Raw genomic sequence first — 18,168 nt, 5'->3', positions numbered from 1 at the left:
GCCCCGCAGCTCACCGCCCGGCCCCGCACCTCACTCCGCAGCCCACCCCGCCGCCCACTCGGAGGTCCGCTCGGCGCGTATCTGATGTACCGTCAGATTCATGCCTTCTTCCCACCGCAAGGTCGCTGTCGTCGGCATATCCCTCGCCGACTGCGGACGCGTCGACGAGGCCACGCCGTACGCCCTGCACGCCCAGGCCGCCCGCCGGGCCCTGGCCGATTCGGGGCTGGACCGGTCCGTCGTCGACGGTTTCGCCTCCGCCGGGCTCGGTACGCTCGCCCCGGTCGAGGTCGCCGAGTATCTGGGGCTGAAACCCACCTGGGTGGATTCCACCGCGGTCGGCGGCTCGACCTGGGAGGTGATGGCGGCCCATGCGGCGGACGCCGTCGCCGCCGGGCACGCCAATGCCGTACTGCTGGTGTACGGGTCGACGGCCCGGGCGGACATCAAGGCGGGCCGTCGGACGTCCAACCTCTCCTTCGGTGCGCGCGGCCCGCTCCAGTTCGAGGTGCCGTACGGGCACTCGCTGATCGCCAAGTACGCGATGGCCGCCCGCCGCCATATGCACGAGTACGGGACGACCCTGGAGCAGCTCGCCGAGGTCGCGGTCCAGGCACGGACGAATGCGGCGGTCAACCCGGACGCGATGTTCCGTGACCCGATCACCGTGGACGACGTGCTGTCGGGGCCGATGATCGCGGACCCGTTCACCAAGCTGCACTGCTGCATCCGCAGCGACGGTGGCTGCGCGGTGCTGCTGGCCGCCGAGGAGTACGTACCGGACACGGCGAAGGAACCGGTGTGGATCCTCGGTGCCGGCGAGCACGTCTCGCACTCCACGATGTCCGAGTGGGACGACTTCACGGCCTCTCCCGCGGCGGTCTCCGGCCGGCTGGCGTTCGAACGGGCCGGGGTGCGGCCCGGCGATATCGACCTCGCCGAGATCTACGACGCGTTCACCTATATGACGCTGGTGACGCTGGAGGACCTCGGTTTCTGCGCGAAGGGCGAGGGCGGCGCGTTCGTGGAGAAGGGCCGGACCGGCCTGACGGGCGAGCTGCCGGTCAACACGGACGGCGGCGGGCTGTCCGCCTGCCATCCCGGGATGCGAGGGCTGTTCCTGCTGGTGGAGGCGGTACGGCAGCTGCGCGGCGAGGCGGGCGATCGCCAGGTGCGCAGGGCAGGCGGCCGACTGCCGGAGCTGGCCGTGGCGTCGGGGACGGGCGGCTGGTTCTGCTCGTCGGGGACGGTGGTGCTGGGACGGGGGTGAGGTCCCGGGCCAGGCCCCATGCGCTGCAATGGGGCCATGAGCGACGTACAGAAATCCAACGCGCAGCAGACCGGCGTACCGAAGACCGATGTACCGAAGACCGATGTACCGAACACCGGCGCGTCGAAGGCCGGCGTGGCGCAATCCGACGCGCAGCAGACCGATGCGCGGAAGGCCGGCGCGCAGCAGAGCTTCCTGGACCTGCTCCACGCCCAGCGCGTCTGGGACGTGGAGCTTCCCGCGTTCGACCCGGCCACCGCACCCCCCGCCCCGCTCCCCCTCTTCCACGCCTGGTTCGCCGAGGCGGTGGCGGCCGGGCAGGCCGAGCCGCACACGATGTCGCTGGCCACTGTCGACACCGCCGGCCGGCCCGACGTGCGGACGCTCATGCTGCACGACGCGGACGAGCGCGGCTGGCACTTCGCCACGCACCGCACCAGCACGAAGGGCCGCCAGCTCGCCGCCCACCCGTACGCCGCGCTCAACTTCTACTGGCCGGTACAGGGCCGGCAGGTACGGGTACGGGGGCCGGTCACCGAGACGAGCCGGGCGGAGAGCCTGGCCGATCTGCACGCCCGCTCGACCGGGGCGCTCGCGTCGGCACTGACCGGCACCCAGAGTGCGGTGCTCGACTCGCAGGCGGAACTGACCCGGGCCGCCGACGCCGCCTGGGAACGGGCGCGGGCCGAGCCGGACGCGGAGGTCGCGAGCTGGTCGCGGTACGTGGTCGAACCGCGGGAGGTCGAGTTCTTCCAGGGCGACGCGCGGCGCAGGCACGTACGACTGCGCTACCGCCGGGAAGGCGCGGACTGGACGCGGGAACTGCTCTGGCCGTAGGGAGGGCGCTCACCGCGGGACCCCGATACCAGCCGCTCCCCTCCGTTCCGTCTCGGTCCGTCTTATTCGGTTTCAACAGTGAAGGGGCACTATGGGAGACAGGCGGAGAGACAGGTCCCGATGAGGGCTGGAGGCACCGATGAGCCGAACCCCTTCCCGATACGCCGCGGACCGCGGTCTGACCACGCGCATGGTGACCACCATGTTCCTGATCGGCCTGCTGTACGTGGTCCTGGTCGGCGTGCTGCTCGCGGTGCTGCGCGGCGCCTGGCCGATCATTCTGATCCTCGTCGGCGGCATGTTCATCGCACAGTTCTGGTTCAGCGACCGCATCGCGGCCTTCAGCATGGGCGCCCGGGAAGTGACCCCCGAGGAGGCGCCGGAACTGCACGGCACCGTCGACCGGATCTGCGCGCTGGCCGACATGCCCAAGCCACGGGTGGCGATCGCCCAGAGCGATGTCCCGAACGCCTTCGCCACCGGCCGGAGCGAGAAGACCGCCCTGGTCTGCGCCACCACCGGTCTGCTCCGCAGACTGGAACCGGAGGAGCTGGAGGGCGTGCTCGCGCACGAGATGTCGCACGTCGCGCACCGGGACGTGGCCGTCATGACGATCGCCTCGTTCCTCGGTGTACTCGCCGGGATCATCACCCGCATAGCCCTGTGGGGCGGCCTCTCCCGCAGCAGCCGGAGCAATGACCCCGTCGGCATCGTGGTCATGCTGATCCCGCTGATCAGTGCGGTCGTGTACGCCCTGAGCTTCCTGCTCACCCGGCTGCTCTCGCGCTACCGCGAGCTGTCCGCCGACCGCGCCGCCGCCCTGCTCACCGGCCGTCCCTCGGCGCTCGCCTCCGCCCTCACGAAGGTGACCGGTCAGATGTCCCGCATCCCGACCGAGGACCTGCGCAAGGCGGAGCCGTACAACGCCTTCTACTTCGTCCCCGCGTTCTCCTCCAAGGAGAGCCTGAGCCGGCTGCTCTCCTCCCACCCGACTCTCGAACAGCGCCTCGACCAGCTGGCCCGCATCTCCGCCGACCTCTCCCGCCCGTAAGGAGTGTCCATGGGTCTTCTCGACACCATCCTGGGCCGCAGCAAACCGGTCCGCCCCGATCTCGACCAGCTCTTCGCCGTGCCCTCCGCCGCCCTCACCCTCCAGGCGGGCGCCGGGTTCGAGCCCACCGGTCTCGGCTCGGTGTGCTTCGCCGGCGCCGAAGGCGGCACCTTTGCCCGCATCCAGCAGGACGTACGCGAACTGCTCGACGCCGACACGGACCGGGGTGGCATCCCGGTGGAGTTCAGCCAGGACTCGTACGGCTACACCTGGCTGCTCGCCCGCCAGCCGGCCGAGGACACCGCTTCCCTGGTCAACGACCTGCACGCGGTCAACACCCTGCTCCAGGACGGTGGCTTCGGGCCGCAGCTGCTCTGCTCCCTGATCGGTTTCCGGGACGCGCGAGACCGTCCGCTGGCCCTGGTCTACCTCTACAAGCGCGGCACGTTCTATCCGTTCGCGCCGGTGCCGGGTGGCGCCGAGAAGCGGGACAACCAGCTGGAGTTGCAGGTCAGAGCGGTACTCGGGGACGACCTGCGGATGGAGAAGGACCTGGCCCGGTGGTTCCCGGTGTGGGGGGCGCCGGGGCTGTGACGGGTCAGCGCAGAGGCCGGAAGACCGGCACCGTCTCGCACCCCTCGTCCCGCCGGAAGGCCACCCGCAGCGCCATTCCGATCGCCAGGTCCGGCTCCTCGCACTCCACGATCTCCGTCATCATCCGCGGCCCCTCGGCCAGGTCGACGACGGCGGCGGTGTACGGCACGCGGGCACCGAACGGCGGCAGGTCGTTGCGGTGGACGACGGACCAGGTATAGAGCGTTGCGTGTCCGCTCGCCCGCTCCCAGGTGACGTCCTCGCTCCAGCAGTGCGGGCAGAACTCGCGCGGGTAGTGGTGGGCGCGCCCGCAGGCGCGGCAGCGGCGCAGCAGCAACTGCCCCTGGGCGGCGGTGTCCCAGTAGGGGCGGGTGAAGGCGTCGGGCTCGGGAAGGTCGAAACGTACGGCTGCCGGGGTCACAGGAAGATTCCGATCGCGTCGTCGAGGGACCAGGTCTGCCAGGACATCGCGAACAGCGCGACGAGCGAGATGAGCGCCATCATCGCGTTCTGCCCCTGCTCGGCCCAGTCGTGGATCATCAGCACCAGGTAGAGGAGGTTGAGCAGGAGGCCGGCGACGAGCGCGACGGGTGTGAGAAATCCGGTGATCAGGCCGAGACCCAGGGCGAGTTCGGCGTACACGACGAGGTAGGCCATGGCCTTGGGGCGCGGGGCGACGACCTGCCGGAAGCCCGTGCGTACGGCCGCCCACCTGTGTTTGCCCGCGACGTCGGCGGCCCAGGCAATGCCCGTGCCGCGCTCGAACCACCCCTTCTTGTCCTTGTGCCGCCAGCTCTCCAGCCACCACAGGCCGAGGCCTATCCGGAGGACGGCGAGCCACTCGGCGCCACCGAGCCAGATCGTCTGCATGGGTCTCCCGCTCACTGGAACCAGAAACTGACGGTACGTCAGTTCACCTGATGGCGAGGCCTGCCGCAAGAGGCATGCCCAATCAACCGGCCCACGGAAGCGTTCAGGAACGCGCACGCGTGATCAATTCGCAATCGATTTCCCTCTTGACCGAGATCCATCAAGTACGTGCGCGATTACGCTCCGGACCATGCCCGACAGCGCACCGACCGCCGGTAACACCACCCCTGCCCCGACCGGCCTCACCGAGGACCGGCCCGTATACGTCATCGGCGGCGGCCCGGGCGGCCTCGCCGCCGCCGCGGCCCTGCGCGAGCGGGGGGTACGGGCGGTCGTACTGGAGAGGTCCGAGAACGTGGGCGCGTCCTGGCGCCGCCACTACGACCGGCTGCACCTCCACACGACCCGGCGCCGGTCCGCGCTGCCGGGGCTGGCGATGCCGCGCCGGTTCGGGCGCTGGGTGGCCAGGGACGACGTGGTGCGCTACCTGGAGAAGTACGTCGAGCACCACGAGCTGGAAGTGGTGACGGGCGTCGAGGTGTCCCGGATCGACCGGACCCCCGACGGAGCCGGCTGGCAACTGACCGCGACCGGTGGCCGGATGCTGACCGGCCGGGCCGTCGTCATCGCCACCGGCTACAACCACACCCCGCGCATCCCCGACTGGTCCGGGCGCGACACCTTCACCGGCGACCTCGTGCACGCCTGCGACTACCGCGATCCGGCCCCGTACGCGGGCCGGGACGTCCTCGTCGTCGGCATCGGCAACACGGGCGCGGAGATCGCCGTCGACCTGGTGGAGGGCGGGGCGTCCCGGGTACGCATCGCCGTACGCACCGTGCCGCACATCGTGCGCCGCTCGACCGCGGGATGGCCCGCCCAGGCGACCGGCATCCTGGTACGCAGGCTGCCGGTCCCTCTCGTCGACCGGGCCGGGGGCCTGATGGCCCGGATCGCCGTGCCCGATCTCGCCGCACAGGGGCTCCCGCGCCCCGACACCGGCCTGTACTCACGGGTCCGGGACGGTGCCATCCCGGTGCAGGACATGGGACTGATCGACGCGGTGAAGGGCGGCCGGGTGGTACCGGTGGCAGCCGTCGAGTCGTTCGACGAGGACGCGGTGGTGCTGGCCGACGGGGACCGGATCACCCCGGACGCGGTCATCGCGGCGACGGGCTACCACCGGGCCCTGGAGAGCCTGGTCGGCCACCTCGGCGTCCTGGACGCCCGGGGCCGGCCGGTGACGCACGGCGCCCGCACGCCCAAGCGGGCCCCCGGCCTGTACTTCACCGGGTTCACCAACCCGATCAGCGGCATGCTCCGCGAAATGGCGCTGGACGCACGGAAGATCGCCAAGAGAGTTTCACGCATCCGCTGACCGGCCACTCCGGGATCGGACCTCCGCACGGTCGGCAGGCCCATTTCCGGGCGGCGCGGCGCATTCCGGGCGGCACGTTCCAGGTGGCGCATTCCGGGTGGCACGTTTCCAGGTGGCGCATTCCGGGCGGGCGCCGGCCGAGATCGCCCACTCGTCGATGCTGAAGCCCTCGCTGCGGTCGCCGCGCCCGGCACCCCTCGCGTGCGAACGTGACAGATAGCCCCTGCGATGCCACGTCCACGCGCAGGGGGCAAAGGAGCAGAGGCCGTTGCCGCTCGGAGAGGAGCGCCCGGGCCATGCCCGGAATCCGGTCCAGGTATCCGGACACCGGGACCTCTGGACACCCGGACCTCTGGGCAGCCGGACCTCTGGGCACCGGGACACCCGGGCGTCCAGGCACCCGGGCGCCGAAGCACCCGAGCACCCGGGCATCAGTGCGCCCGGTTCAGCCTTTGCCTGCACACCCATTCCTGACGGGCCGTCAGTTCAGTAACCTGACAGGGTGTCAGCTTCAGGCTGGCCGGGCACGATCACCCGACGAACCCCGAGCAGGAGTGGGCGGAACGATGCTTGGATCGACTCACGGCACCCTCACCACCGACTTCCGCGCCAGGGTGGTGGCCTGCGGCGAGGAGCCGCATGCCATCGTCCACAGCATGGCGGCCGCCGCCGCGGAGGGCGATCTCGATGTCAGCGGCCGCCCGCTGCACGCGTCCGTGCCGGATCTGGACCGGTTCTTCCGGCCCGAGTCCGTGGCTGTCATCGGCGCCTCCGACACCGAGGGGCGGCCCAATACCGGGATCACCCGGCAGCTGATCGGCTGGGCCGAGCGGGTCGGGGCGCGGCTGCATCCGGTGCATCCCAGCCGGAAGTCCGTGTTCGGGCGGGCCTGTTCTCCTTCTGTCGCGGACCTGCCGGAGCAGGTCGATCTGGCGGTGCTGCTGGTCGGCGATCCGCTCCCGGTGGTCGAGGAACTCGCGCAGGCCAAGGTGAAGTTCGCCGTCGCCTTCGCCTCCGGGTTCGCCGAGACCGGCGAGGAGGGCGCTGCCGCCCAGGCGCGGCTGGCCGCGGCGGTGGAGCGGTCCGGGCTGCGGCTGCTCGGGCCGAACACCAACCTCAACGCCTTCGAGAAGTTCCGCGACGATCTGGACGGGCCGGCGATCGCGCTGATCACCCAGTCCGGTCACCAGGGTCGCCCCGTCTACGCCCTTCAGGAGCTGGGCGTGCGGCTCTCGCACTGGGCGCCCACGGGCAACGAGGCGGATCTGGAGACCGCCGACTTCATCTCGTACTTCTCGCAGCGTCCCGAGGTCGGGGCCATCGCCTGTTACGTGGAGGGGCTCAAGGACGGGCGTTCCTTTCTGCTGGCCGCCGACCGGGCGGCGCGGGCCGGCGTTCCGGTGGTGGCGGTCAAGGTGGGGCGTACGGAGGCGGGCGCCAGGACGGCCGCGTCACACACCGGCAAGCTGACCGGCGCCGACCAGGTGGTGGACGCGGCGATGCGGCAGTTCGGCGTGATCCGGGTGGACGGGCTCGACGAACTCCAGGACACCGCGGCCCTGCTGGCCCGGGCACGAAAGCCGCAGGCCGACGGCGTCGTCGTGTATTCGATCTCGGGCGGCACGGGCGCGCACTTCTCGGACCTGGCGACCGGCGCGGGGCTGAGGCTTCCCACTCTGTCCCAGGAGAAGCAGCGCGAGCTGCACGAGTGGATTCCCGACTATCTGAACGTGGCGAACCCGGTCGACAACGGCGGCCATCCGGTCGGCGACTGGCGTGGCCGGGAGATCATCGACGCGATCCTCGCCGACCCCGCCGTCGGCGTGCTGATCTGCCCGATCACCGGCCCCTTCCCCCCGATGAGCGACAAGCTCGCGCAGGACCTGGTGGACGCGGCGGAGACCACGGACAAGCTGGTGTGCGTGGTGTGGGGCTCGCCCGTCGGCACGGAGGACGCGTACCGCACGACGCTGCTCGGCTCGTCGCGCGTCGCCACCTTCCGTACCTTCGGCAACTGCATCACCGCCGTGAAGGCCTATCTGGACCACCACCGGTTCGCCGCCTCGTACCGCTCGCCCTTCGACGAGGCGCCGCACACGCCGTCGCCCTCGTTCCGCAAGGCGCAGGCACTGATGCGCCCGGGCCGACAGCTGAGTGAGCACGCGGCGAAGCAGCTGTTGCGGGCGTACGGAATCCGCGTTCCGCGCGAGCAGTTGGTGACCAGCGCGGCGGCGGCCGTCCGGGCCGCGGGGCAGGTCGGCTACCCGGTCGTCATGAAGGCCTCGGGCGCCCGGCTCGCCCACAAGACCGAGCTCGGCCTGGTCAAGGTCGGGCTCACCTCCGCCAGCCAGGTGCGGGACACGTACCGCGAACTGACCGACATCGCGCGGTACGAGGGTGTCGAGCTGGACGGGATCCTGGTCTGCCAGATGGTCGAGCGGGGCGTCGAGATGATGGTCGGTGTCACGCAGGACGCGTTGTTCGGACCGACGGTGACGGTCGGGCTCGGTGGCGTACTGGTCGAGGTGCTGCACGATGCGGCGGTACGGGTGCCGCCGTTCGGCGAGGACCAGGCGCGCTCGATGCTCGGCGAACTGCGCGGCCGGGCCCTGCTGGAGGGTGTACGCGGCGGTCCGCCGGTGGATGTGGACGCGCTCGTCGAGGTCGTGCTGCGGGTGCAGCGGATGGCCCTGGAACTGGGCCACGACCTCGCCGAACTCGACATCAACCCGCTGATGGTGCTCGGGCGGGGGCAGGGCGCGGTGGCGCTGGACGCGCTCGCCGTCTGCCGCTGACCTGTCCCGCCGTTTCCCCGGCCACCCACCCAGGAGCTGCCTCATGCCGTCCTCCCCCGAAGACATCGCCGACCCGTCCGGATCGCCTGAATCATTGATACTCCACACCACTGACAACGGCGTCTCCCGGATCACGCTGAACCGCCCCGAAGCGATGAACGCCCTCACCTGGGACCAGCGCGAACGCGTCATCGACCTGCTCTCCGAGGCCTCCGCCGACCCGGCGGTCCGGGCCGTCGTCCTCACCGCCACCGGCCGCGGTTTCTGCGCGGGCGCCGACCTGCGCGGGGCCCCAGCGACCGGCGACCGGGTGCCGGGGGATGTGGCCCGTACGATCCGGCTCGGCGCGCAGCGGCTGATAGCAGCGGTCCTGGACTGCGAGAAGCCGGTCGTCGCGGCCGTCAACGGCACGGCGGCGGGCATCGGCGCCCACCTCGCGTTCGCCTGCGATCTGGTGCTGGCCGCCGAGTCGGCGAAGTTCATCGAGGTGTTCGTGCGCCGCGGGCTCGTACCGGACGGCGGCGGCGCATATCTGCTGCCGCGCCTGATCGGCCCGCAGCGCGCCAAGGAGCTGATGTTCTTCGGCGACTCGCTCCCGGCGAGAGAAGCGGAACGCCTGGGTCTGGTCAACCGGGTGGTCCCGGACGAGGAACTGACGTCGACGGCCCGCGCGTGGGCCCAGCGGCTGGCCGACGGCCCGACCCGCGCGATCGCCCTCACCAAGCAGTTGGTGAACGCCTCCCTGGACTCCGACCGCGCGACGGCGTTCGCGGCCGAGGCGATGGCCCAGGAGATCAATATGACGACGCAGGACGCCAACGAGGGCGTGGCGAGCTTCGTGGAACGGCGTACACCGAAGTACCAGGGGCTGTGAGGACTCCGAGGGCGCTCACGTCGTCCTCCACCGCTACGGAGAGGCTCCTGCAGTCTGTGCGGCCGGGACTCACCGGTCGGCGGGCCACCGGCAGGCCCCGGCCGCAGTCCGCCTACTTCTCAGTGAAGACGTCCTCGACGGATGTCGCAGTGGGAACACGCAAGAGCCAGCGGCTCAAGGTGTCGACGTCGGTGCAGCCCCTGATGCGTTCGCGGGCCTCGTCGGGTACGTCGATGCCGACCTGGGCGAGGAGGAGCAGAATGCTCTTCGCGACGCCCTCTGCACGGCCTTCCGCGCGGCCTTCATCCCGGATTTCTTCCGAAAGAGGTGACTTGTAGAAAGAAAGGTCCACGGCCACCAGGTTCCTCCACTGTTGTGCGGCCGGACGGTTGCCCAGGCCCTGTGCGGTGAGTTCGACGATGGGATCGGCGATGGTTTCCGGTACATCACGCAGAGCGGTCGACAGCGTTTTCAGTATGGCACCGATGTCCGGATCGCCTGCGTGTGTGATCGCGGCCAGCGTGGCCAGCGCCAGGTCCTTACGGGCCTCGGCCACATCCGTGATCACCGGCATGTTGTGCGGGCCCGCGACAAGTGCTTGCAGGGTGAGCACGGGTAATTGCGGGTGGCCGACGGTGAACGGGCGCGTCGCCCATTCGGCGGTGGCTCGGTCCCGGCATACGACCAGCAGCATGGGCGGCAGTTTGTACTTCGCCTGGAGGTACGACAGGTAGTACATCCAGCTCGCCGGCTTGTCCGGGTCCTTCTTGCCCTGGGCCTCGATCGCCAGGAGATAGGACCGGCCGTCCTCCATGTCGATGCGCAGCAGGGTGTCGACACGGCGTTCGAGGGGCCGGTTCTCGGTGAGGTCGGTGGGCATGACGGTAGCTGAGGCGGGTGGGCCGATCGCGACCCCCAGCACCTCGGAGACTCGGGAGAACAGGCCCGGGTACTCCTGGAAGATGCGGTGCATCGCCTCGTGGGACGAGCTGACCATGTGGTGTTCCTAGAGCTCTTGAACGGTCGGATGGGAGTTGGTCCGGCAGTCGGGGCACTCTCCTGGCTCCGCCGCGCGGAATGCCCGGTCGCAGCCCTCGCAGTTCTGCAGCGGGATCGGCCTGGGCAGGAGCGCGGCCGGAGGCCGGAACGGCGGCGGTGGCGGAAGCCTGGCGGTGAGCCGGTGAGCGAGGAGACCGGCGGGACGGCGCAGCCCTTCGGGTGGGAGTTCGCTGGTCAGGGCGTGCTGTAGGGCGGCGGGGCCGGCCTCGCGCTCCAGCCATGCGGCGACCCCCGGGGCCAGGGCGTCCACGTCCTGCACGGAGAGCAGCAGGCGCGGGTCCTGATGGTGCAGCCCGGCGAGCAGGTCGGTGGCGGTCCGGAGGAGGGACACGGCGGGGAAGGCCGGCTTCGGTACGAGCAGGGGCGCGGGCTCACGACGGGGCGCAGGCTTGGCGTGGGTCCGGGACCTGGCCGGATGCGCGTCGCCGGCCTCGGGCTCGCTACAGGGCCGGACGGGCGCGGGCGGGCGCGGGCGGACGGACCGTACGCTGCGGGCGGTCGCGGCCCGGCAAAGCGTCCGTGCGCCGCTGGTCCGAGGGCTGGTTGCAGGAGACCGTACGGGTGACGATCCGGCCGTTCGACAGGCGCGTCCGGGTGCGTCGAAGGTAGCCGTGGGCTTCGAGTTCGCGTAACGCTGCGGCGATCCGGGCCTCGCTCTCCGGGAAGCGGCCGGCGAGATCCTTGATGCCGATCCTGACCCCGGCGGGCAGCGACTGGATGTGTGCGGCGAGCCCGATCGCGGTGAGGGAGAGCTCGCGGTGCTGGGTGAGGTGGTTGCCCATGACCGTGAATCGGCTGGTGTGCCGGGAGTTGTCGTGCACGACACCGGACGAGGCGCGCGCGGGCGCGCTAATCTGCTGGGTATCCATCGGGAAGGTCACTCTTCCTCGTTGGTCAGGCCCTCGATCGGGATGCCAGTCCCGGCCGGGGGCCGTCGCATGTCTGGGGGATGTTCGGGATGTTCGTCGCGGCGAGCATATGCCAGCCAATCAGCCTGATATCCAGCTAAGTTGGCCATTTTCACCCATGTGGGTGACGAGCGGCAGGGTGGGGTTGAGAAGGTTCATTTCCCGAGTTCTTCAAGGTTTTTGATGTCGCGCGGAGCCGCGACCCGGTGGCGGCGGTCACAGTACGAGGTCGAGCTCGACCCAGACGGTCTTGCGGGGGACAGGACCGGGGCTGACGCCCCAACGGTCCGCGAGCGCCTCGACGATCAACAGGCCGCGCCCGGACTCGCAGTCGCCATCCGGGAAGGCCGTGCCGCCCGGACCGGGCGGAAGGCATTCGCCACGGGCGTCGCTCACCTCGATCCGCAGCAGCGCACCGCCGTCGTGGATCGTGAGGTCGAGCCGGAAGTCCCTGCCCGGTACGCGGCCGTGCACCACGGCATTGGCGGCCAGTTCCGCGACAATCTGCACAGCCGACTCCGACGGGATCCCCCACTCGCCCAGATGCGCGGCGGTGAGCAGCCGGGCCAGCCTGGCTCCCCGGCGGGTGGGCGAGAGCAGCACGGTGAACGTGCGGCTGGGGGCGGGAGGTTGAGGGAGGGTGATTTCTTGTTTCACGTCACTCAGCGTGGCCGGGCAGGCATACGCTGATCAGTGATCGACTGGATGCGTACGGTGACCGTCCGGTGGTTGTCCGGAGCTGTCCGGGCTGTCCAGAGGGGGCGTGCGGGTAGAGGGCGTCAAGGTGTAACGGCACGTCGGAGGTGGCGCGGATGCGGGTGGATACAAACGGTACGGAACGGCCCGGGGGCGAGGCGGACGAGCCCGGTTGGGACGTCGACCCGGACGACGAGTCGGGTGCGGCGGTCGTCGCCACGGTGGGGCGGCAGCTGAGACTGCGACGCGAGGCGGCCGGCATGCGGGCGGTCGAGTTCGGCGTGGCGATCGGGTACGGGGAGGACCAGGTCTACAAGGTCGAGGCCGGGAAACGGATTCCGCGCCAGGAGTATCTGGACAGGGCGGACGAGGTGTTGGGCGCGGGCGGGCTGATCGCCGCAATGAAGAAGGACGTGGCGGAGGTCCGGTACCCGAAGAAGATCCGGGATCTGGCGCGGATGGAGGCGCGGGCGGTCGAGGTCGCCGTGTATGCCAACCACGGCGTTCACGGCCTGCTGCAAACGGAAGGGCACGCCCGGGTGTTGTTGGAGACGCGGCAGCCCGCGTACTCCCGGAACGAGGTGGAGCGAGGTGTGGCAGCACGCATCGCCCGCCGCTCGATCTCCGACCGCTCACCCGCGCCGGCGCTCAGCTTCGTTCAGGAAGAGGCGGCTCTGCGACGCCCCATCGGGGGCAGAATGGAATGGCGCCGCCAGCTCGAACGCCTCTTGGAGGTGGGCCGGTTGCGCAACGTCTCACTACAAGTAATGCCCCTCAACTGTGAGACCCACCCTGGGCTGGACGGCGGGATCGAGGTGCTGAAGTTCGGGGACGGCACAGCCGTGGGACGCTCAGAAGGCGCGTTCAACGGTCGCCCGGTCTCCGACCCGAAACAGCTTCGGATCCTCGAGCTGCGATATGGGATGATCCGGGCCCAGGCTCTCGCGCCAGGGGAGTCGCTGGCCTTCATCGAGCAAGTGCGGGGAGAGACATGACCCGAAAGACCTCAGTGGGGGAAGGCACCGCGCTGGAGTGGCTCAAGAGCAGCTACAGCGACAGCAGCAGCGGCAACGACTGCGTCGAGGTCGCCACCACCCCCAGCACCGTCCACGTCCGCGACTCGAAGAACGCGCAGGGCCCCCGGTTCGCCGTAGCCCCCGCCGCATGGGCGCACTTCGTGACGTACGCCGCCGGTAGCTGACCGCCAACGCCCGCCCCGACCCCGGCACCGGCTCGGGCGGGCTCGGGGGCCGGTCACCGGCTGAGCGTGTACCAGCCCGGTGAGTCCGGATCGCCGTACTCCCGGTCGAGTTCGGGCCGGTCCGACGTGCCGCTGATCCGCCGGCCGTCGGAGTCACCGGCGAAGGAGCAGCCCTCGATGTCGAGCCGCACGCTCTGCTCCCACGTGGTGGAATTACCGGGCTCGTAGGACCACGTCCCCCGCCCCGAGCAGCGATACTTCAAACGTCTTCGCCCCAACCCTTCCGATCTGACACTGCGTCAGTTTCAATGGAAGGCGTGATGGGACACGCAGGCATGGCCGCCACCGCCGTCCGGTACCTCAGGTCCGTCGGCGCCGCCACCACCGCAGGGACGGCGCCAGTCGACCCACTGCCGCGCCCGGATCTTCGGGCCGTCGCCGACGGCGAGCGGCTGCCGGTCGACCCGGCCGAATTCCGCCGCGTACTGGGGCACTTCGCGAGCGGGGTCACCATCGTCACCGCACACGACCCGGACGACGCGCAGGGACCTGCGGGCTTCGCCTGCCAGTCGTTCGCGTCGCTCTCGCTCGACCCGCCGCTGGTCACCTTCATGGTCGCCCGTACGTCGACGACCTGGCCGCGCATCGCTCGTGCCGGGGCCTTCTGCGTCAACATCCTGGGCGCGGACCAGGGTGCGCTGTGCCGGAGCTTCGCGGTGAGCGGGGCCGACAAGTTCGCAGGGGTGGCGTACGAGGCGGCTCCCGCAACCGGATCGCCGCTGCTGGACTCCGTACCGGCCTGGATCGACTGCCGCGTCCAGGCCGTCCACACCGGGGGCGACCATCTGATCGTGGTGGGCCGGGTGGAGGCACTGGGGGCGGCGGACGGGGACGGTCCGCTGCTGTTCCACCGGGGGGTGTTCGGGCAGTTCGGGCCGCTCGGCGGGTGAACGTTCACCGTGCCCTGACGGTCGCCGAGCACCTCTCCGCCTGAGACCGGTCGGCACTGTCAGCCGAGTCCCGCGGCGGCGCCCGAAGGCTCTCGGACCCGCCGGATCACCAGCGCCATGAGTGCCGCCAGCGCGCACAGCGCCCCGGACGCGTACCAGACCACGTCGTACGAGCCGAACACGTCACGCGCCACACCGCCCAGGAACGCCACCAGCGCCGCGCCCACCTGGTGGGAGGCGAGGACCCAGCCGAAGACGATGGCGCTGTCCTCGCCGTACTGCTCGCGGCACAGCGCCAGCGTCGGCGGGACCGTGGCGACCCAGTCCAGGCCGTAGAAGACGATGAAGAACACCATCGGCGGATGGACCGTCGGCGCCATCAGCATCGGCAGGAACAGCAGCGAGGCGCCGCGCAGCGCGTAGTAGACGGCGAGGAGCCGGCGGGCGTCGAAGCGGTCGGTGAGCCAGCCGGAGAAGACCGTGCCGATGACGTCGAAGACCCCGATGACGGCGAGCAGCGAGGCCGCGGTGGTGATGGGCATGTGGTGGTCGTGGGCCGACGGCACGAAGTGCGTACGGATCAGGCCGTTGGTCGAGGCCCCGCAGATCGCGAACGTACCGGCCAGCAGCCAGAACGGTCCCGTGCGCGCCGCGTCGGTCAGTACGCGCAGGGCCCGCCGCGCCGCCCCGCGAGCGGGCGCGGGCTTCTCCACGTAGCTGCCGCCGTACGGGGCGAGGCCCACGTCGGCCGGGTGGTCGTGCAGCAGGAACCAGACGAACGGGACGACGGCCAGGGCGGCGAGCGCGACGGTCACCGAGGCCGGGCGCCAGCCGTGTTCCGCGACGATCCACGCGCACAGCGGCAGGAACACCAGTTGGCCGGAGGCGCCCGCCGCGGTGAGGATGCCGGTGACCAGGCCGCGCCGGGCCACGAACCAGCGGTTGGTGACCGTGGCGGAGAAGGCCAGCGCCATGGACCCGGTGCCGAGGCCGACGAGCAGCCCCCAATAGAGCATCAGCTGCCAGGAGGCCGTCATCCAGATGCTGGCCAGCGCCCCGGCCGCCACCACGCTCAGCGCGGCGACGACGACCCGGCGGATGCCGAAGCGGTCCATCAGCGCGGCGGCGAACGGTGCGGTGAGCCCGTACAGCGCCATGTCGATGGAGACGGCGAATCCGATCTCCCCGCGCGACCAGCCGAACTCCGTGTGGAGCGGGTCGATGAGGAGGCCGGGCAGCGAGTTGAAGGCGGCGCCGCCGATGATCGTCACGAAGGTGACGACGGCGACGATCCAGGCACGGTGAACGCGCCGGCGGGAGCGCCGGCCGGGTGCTGCGGGGGTGGCCTGCCGGTCGTCGTCCCGGGCGGCGCTTTCGGTTGTCTGGGTCACGTCACTCAGCATCGGGTCGCGGCACGGCTGTTCACGAGTGGCCGGAGAGCCACCCTTCGCAGGGATCGGGCCACACGCCGCGAGCGGCCCCGACACTGCGCGTACGATCACCTGTCGCCCGGCGTCCGTACACCGCACCGCCGTCGCGCGCAGAAACCTTCGCCACGTACCGAACCGGGGGACCTCATGCAGTGGGTAGCACGCCAGCAGTTCCACCACCGCTCCGCGCTGATGCAGGGCTGGGGTGCCGTGCTTCTGATCGTCGCCTGCGCGCTGTGGATCTGGCTGGGCTTCCTGCTGGTCGAACAGCAGGACGCGTACTGCTACCGGGTCACGAACGACTGCGAGATGATCACTGAGTGGCCGAAGCAACTGGCCATTCTGGGGATCTCCGCGCCCTTGTCCGTGTGCGGTGCGGCGCTGCTCGTCTGCGGCAGTGTGCGCAGGCAGACGAGCGCCCATGTCTTCCAGGTCATCGAGATGCAGCGGTCCGAGGAGCGCTCCCGGAGCAAGTAGCCAGGGCCGCCACGGCCCAGGCGCACCCCGCCCCCACCGCGTACCAGCACAGGTCGGGTGCGTTGAAGGACGAGCCGAGCACCAGCCGCGCCACCGCGCTGTGCCGGGAGAGTTCCGCAGGCACCCCGGTCAGTTGCAGCAGCTCGACCACCCAGCTGAACGCGAGCGCCGCCCCGGCCGTGACGGCCGGCCGCGCACGCGGGGCGATCACGGTGGCCAGGGCGCAGATCAGCACGGTGTAGAGCGCGTCCCCGGCGTATTTGGCGACGGGACCGTCCGCGACCGCCCTGACCCCGAACCCGGCGGCGACGGTCAGCGCCGCGGCCCCGGCCGCGACCGCGCGGGCCCGCAGAGCCGTCGGCGCCGCCCGGGGAACGACCGCCTGCGGCCCTCCCGCGGTCATCCGATCCGCTCCAGCCGCCGGATCGGCCGGGCCGCCAGCAGTGCCGCCACCACCACCATGTTGATCACCGCTCCGGCCAGCAGCACCTCCGGTGCGCCCACCCGGTCCGCGACCGGTCCGGCCAGCGCCCGGCCCGCCGCCAGCATCAGCAGCGAGCCCGCCACGTCGTACGCGTGCAGCCGGTTCAGCGCCTGCGGCGGCACGTGAGTTTGCACCGTCGTCGACCACATCACCAGCCAGAACGCGAACGCCGCTCCCGCCACGAACTGCCCCGCCCCGAGCGCGGACACCGGCATTCCGAGGCCCAGCACCACCAGGTTCACACAGACCGCGGTCAGCGCCACAGCCCCCGCCGCGAGCGGGCGGCGCGGTCTCAGGCGCAGGGCGAGCAGCCCGCCGACCACGCTGCCCGCGCCGTTCACCGCCATCATCACGCCGTACGTCCCCGAGCCGTGCGCCTCGGTGACCTCGACCGCGGTGAGCGGCAGCATCGGGCCGAGCACCGCGAAGCCGTACACCGTCCAGATCGCGATCACCCCCCACAGCCAGCTCCGGGCCCGGAACTCCCGCCACCCGTCGACCAGTTCGGCGACGAAGGTGCCGTGCCGAGCCTCGTCCGCCGGGGGCGGGGCCAGCCGCAGCAGGAACAGGCACAGGCCGGAGACCAGGAACGTCGACGCGTTCGCCGCGTAGACCGCCCCGGCGCTGGCGAATCCGACGAGCATGCCCGCGAAGGCCGGGCCCGCCATGGTCATCAGCGCCTCGGAGACCCGGAGCACCGCGTTGGCGCGCTGCACGTCCGAGGCGACCCGTGGCACGGTCGACGCGACGCCCGGCTGGAAGAGCGCGGCGCCCACACCGGCCACCGCGCTGAGCGTGTACACCGCCCACAGCGGCGGGTTGCCGGTGGCGAAGGAGACCGCCAGCACCGAGGCCCCGACCAGCCGCAGCGCATCGGCGATGATCATCATCCGGCGGGGGGTGAACCGGTCCGCCAGTACGCCGCCGAAGAGCACGAAGAGGGCCAGCGGTCCCATCCAGGCCGCGAGCGCGAACCCGACCGACGAGTGCGGCCGGCCCGCCCCCAGCAGGCCCGCGGTGAGCGCCACCGGGATCATGCCGTCACCGAAGAGCGCGGCGGTACGGGCGACGAAGAAGAGCCGGAAGTTACGGTTCCAGAGCTCGGCCGGCCGGCCGCGGCCGATCAGCTCCGGATCCGGGCCCGGGCCTGGAATTGGACCCGGAACCGGGCCCTGGGCCTGGCCGCGGCCAGGGATAGGGGTCGAATCCGACATACGGGGCGACGGGGACGGTATGCCCGCGCGCTCCGTGGCGGGAATGCGCGGATACTCCGCTGACTTTTCCTTCACGGCAG

Annotated in this window: 19 protein-coding genes and 1 pseudogene; 11 read left to right on the top strand and 9 right to left on the bottom strand. The window is 71.0% G+C overall.

The window, feature by feature from the left end; all coding sequences use genetic code 11:
- Nucleotides 1-100 precede the first annotated feature (100 nt).
- The 4 genes from OG306_RS22155 to pspAB all read left to right on the top strand — a co-directional run bounded on the left by OG306_RS22155 (nucleotide 101) and on the right by pspAB (nucleotide 3,752).
- Entirely contained in the window at nucleotides 101-1,270 is a 1,170-nt protein-coding gene (locus OG306_RS22155; RefSeq protein ID WP_266747826.1) for a thiolase C-terminal domain-containing protein, read from the top strand.
- Between the two features lie 36 nt (nucleotides 1,271-1,306).
- Nucleotides 1,307-2,107 carry a pyridoxine/pyridoxamine 5'-phosphate oxidase gene (locus tag OG306_RS22150; RefSeq protein WP_266747825.1) on the top strand — a complete coding sequence of 267 codons (801 nt, stop codon included), beginning with the start codon at nucleotides 1,307-1,309 and terminating at the stop codon, nucleotides 2,105-2,107.
- A gap of 139 nt (nucleotides 2,108-2,246) precedes the next feature.
- Nucleotides 2,247-3,158 (top strand): zinc metalloprotease HtpX, encoded by a 912-nt coding sequence (gene htpX / locus OG306_RS22145; protein ID WP_266747824.1) that lies wholly within the window; start codon nucleotides 2,247-2,249, stop codon nucleotides 3,156-3,158.
- 9 nt (nucleotides 3,159-3,167) lie between these two features.
- Nucleotides 3,168-3,752: a PspA-associated protein PspAB gene (gene pspAB / locus OG306_RS22140; protein WP_266747823.1), complete on the top strand. Its 585-nt coding sequence runs from the start codon at nucleotides 3,168-3,170 to the stop codon at nucleotides 3,750-3,752.
- 4 nt (nucleotides 3,753-3,756) lie between these two features.
- On the opposite strand, the gene OG306_RS22135 is transcribed toward pspAB, so the two are convergent.
- Complete coding sequence (locus tag OG306_RS22135; protein WP_266747822.1) at nucleotides 3,757-4,173, bottom strand: Zn-ribbon domain-containing OB-fold protein; 417 nt, start codon at nucleotides 4,171-4,173, stop codon at nucleotides 3,757-3,759.
- Entirely contained in the window at nucleotides 4,170-4,622 is a 453-nt protein-coding gene (locus OG306_RS22130; protein WP_266747821.1) for a DoxX family membrane protein, read from the bottom strand. The genes OG306_RS22135 and OG306_RS22130 overlap by 4 nt, the downstream gene beginning before the upstream one ends.
- A gap of 190 nt (nucleotides 4,623-4,812) precedes the next feature.
- Here OG306_RS22130 and OG306_RS22125 point away from each other — a divergent pair, with 190 nt between their 5' ends.
- From OG306_RS22125 to OG306_RS22115, 3 genes are all read left to right on the top strand, one after another.
- Nucleotides 4,813-6,000 carry a flavin-containing monooxygenase gene (locus OG306_RS22125; protein ID WP_266747820.1) on the top strand — a complete coding sequence of 396 codons (1,188 nt, stop codon included), beginning with the start codon at nucleotides 4,813-4,815 and terminating at the stop codon, nucleotides 5,998-6,000.
- Between the two features lie 566 nt (nucleotides 6,001-6,566).
- Nucleotides 6,567-8,795 carry an acetate--CoA ligase family protein gene (locus OG306_RS22120; RefSeq protein WP_327258902.1) on the top strand — a complete coding sequence of 743 codons (2,229 nt, stop codon included), beginning with the start codon at nucleotides 6,567-6,569 and terminating at the stop codon, nucleotides 8,793-8,795.
- Nucleotides 8,796-8,838: 43 nt separating this feature from the next.
- The gene (locus tag OG306_RS22115) at nucleotides 8,839-9,669 is read left to right on the top strand and encodes an enoyl-CoA hydratase/isomerase family protein (RefSeq protein ID WP_266747818.1); all 831 of its coding nucleotides are present in this window, start codon (nucleotides 8,839-8,841) and stop codon (nucleotides 9,667-9,669) included.
- Nucleotides 9,670-9,781: 112 nt separating this feature from the next.
- Here the strand turns inward: OG306_RS22115 and OG306_RS22110 are convergent, their stop codons facing one another.
- The 3 genes and pseudogenes from OG306_RS22110 to OG306_RS22100 form a co-directional block, all read right to left on the bottom strand.
- The gene (locus OG306_RS22110; protein ID WP_371665578.1) at nucleotides 9,782-10,666 is read right to left on the bottom strand and encodes a hypothetical protein; all 885 of its coding nucleotides are present in this window, start codon (nucleotides 10,664-10,666) and stop codon (nucleotides 9,782-9,784) included.
- Between the two features lie 9 nt (nucleotides 10,667-10,675).
- Nucleotides 10,676-11,597, bottom strand: a pseudogene (locus tag OG306_RS22105) (helix-turn-helix domain-containing protein).
- A gap of 255 nt (nucleotides 11,598-11,852) precedes the next feature.
- Nucleotides 11,853-12,293, bottom strand: coding sequence for an ATP-binding protein (locus tag OG306_RS22100; protein WP_266747816.1), 441 nt, complete (start codon nucleotides 12,291-12,293; stop codon nucleotides 11,853-11,855).
- 155 nt (nucleotides 12,294-12,448) lie between these two features.
- Here OG306_RS22100 and OG306_RS22095 point away from each other — a divergent pair, with 155 nt between their 5' ends.
- Entirely contained in the window at nucleotides 12,449-13,327 is an 879-nt protein-coding gene (locus OG306_RS22095) for a helix-turn-helix domain-containing protein (protein WP_266747815.1), read from the top strand.
- Complete coding sequence (locus OG306_RS22090) at nucleotides 13,324-13,533, top strand: DUF397 domain-containing protein (RefSeq protein WP_266747814.1); 210 nt, start codon at nucleotides 13,324-13,326, stop codon at nucleotides 13,531-13,533. Before OG306_RS22095 ends, OG306_RS22090 begins: the two co-directional genes overlap by 4 nt.
- A gap of 53 nt (nucleotides 13,534-13,586) precedes the next feature.
- Here the strand turns inward: OG306_RS22090 and OG306_RS22085 are convergent, their stop codons facing one another.
- Nucleotides 13,587-13,724: a hypothetical protein gene (locus tag OG306_RS22085; protein ID WP_266747813.1), complete on the bottom strand. Its 138-nt coding sequence runs from the start codon at nucleotides 13,722-13,724 to the stop codon at nucleotides 13,587-13,589.
- A gap of 144 nt (nucleotides 13,725-13,868) precedes the next feature.
- Here OG306_RS22085 and OG306_RS22080 point away from each other — a divergent pair, with 144 nt between their 5' ends.
- Nucleotides 13,869-14,483, top strand: coding sequence for a flavin reductase family protein (locus OG306_RS22080; RefSeq protein WP_266752347.1), 615 nt, complete (start codon nucleotides 13,869-13,871; stop codon nucleotides 14,481-14,483).
- 59 nt (nucleotides 14,484-14,542) lie between these two features.
- Here the strand turns inward: OG306_RS22080 and OG306_RS22075 are convergent, their stop codons facing one another.
- Nucleotides 14,543-15,886, bottom strand: coding sequence for an MFS transporter (locus OG306_RS22075; protein WP_266747812.1), 1,344 nt, complete (start codon nucleotides 15,884-15,886; stop codon nucleotides 14,543-14,545).
- Nucleotides 15,887-16,060: 174 nt separating this feature from the next.
- Between OG306_RS22075 and OG306_RS22070 the strand changes: the two genes are divergently transcribed.
- Entirely contained in the window at nucleotides 16,061-16,390 is a 330-nt protein-coding gene (locus OG306_RS22070) for a hypothetical protein (RefSeq protein ID WP_266747811.1), read from the top strand.
- On the opposite strand, the gene OG306_RS22065 is transcribed toward OG306_RS22070, so the two are convergent.
- Both OG306_RS22065 and OG306_RS22060 read right to left on the bottom strand, forming a co-directional pair.
- Nucleotides 16,347-16,793, bottom strand: coding sequence for a DUF2809 domain-containing protein (locus OG306_RS22065; RefSeq protein ID WP_266747810.1), 447 nt, complete (start codon nucleotides 16,791-16,793; stop codon nucleotides 16,347-16,349). The genes OG306_RS22070 and OG306_RS22065 overlap by 44 nt on opposite strands.
- Nucleotides 16,790-18,088 (bottom strand): MFS transporter, encoded by a 1,299-nt coding sequence (locus OG306_RS22060; protein WP_266747809.1) that lies wholly within the window; start codon nucleotides 18,086-18,088, stop codon nucleotides 16,790-16,792. Before OG306_RS22060 ends, OG306_RS22065 begins: the two co-directional genes overlap by 4 nt.
- Nucleotides 18,089-18,168: the final 80 nt, after the last annotated feature.

This window comes from Streptomyces sp. NBC_01241, from assembly GCF_041435435.1.
GTDB lineage: Bacteria > Actinomycetota > Actinomycetes > Streptomycetales > Streptomycetaceae > Streptomyces.
The sequence above is the reverse complement of the archived record's forward strand: the minus strand, read 5'-3'. Positions and strand labels throughout refer to the sequence as shown.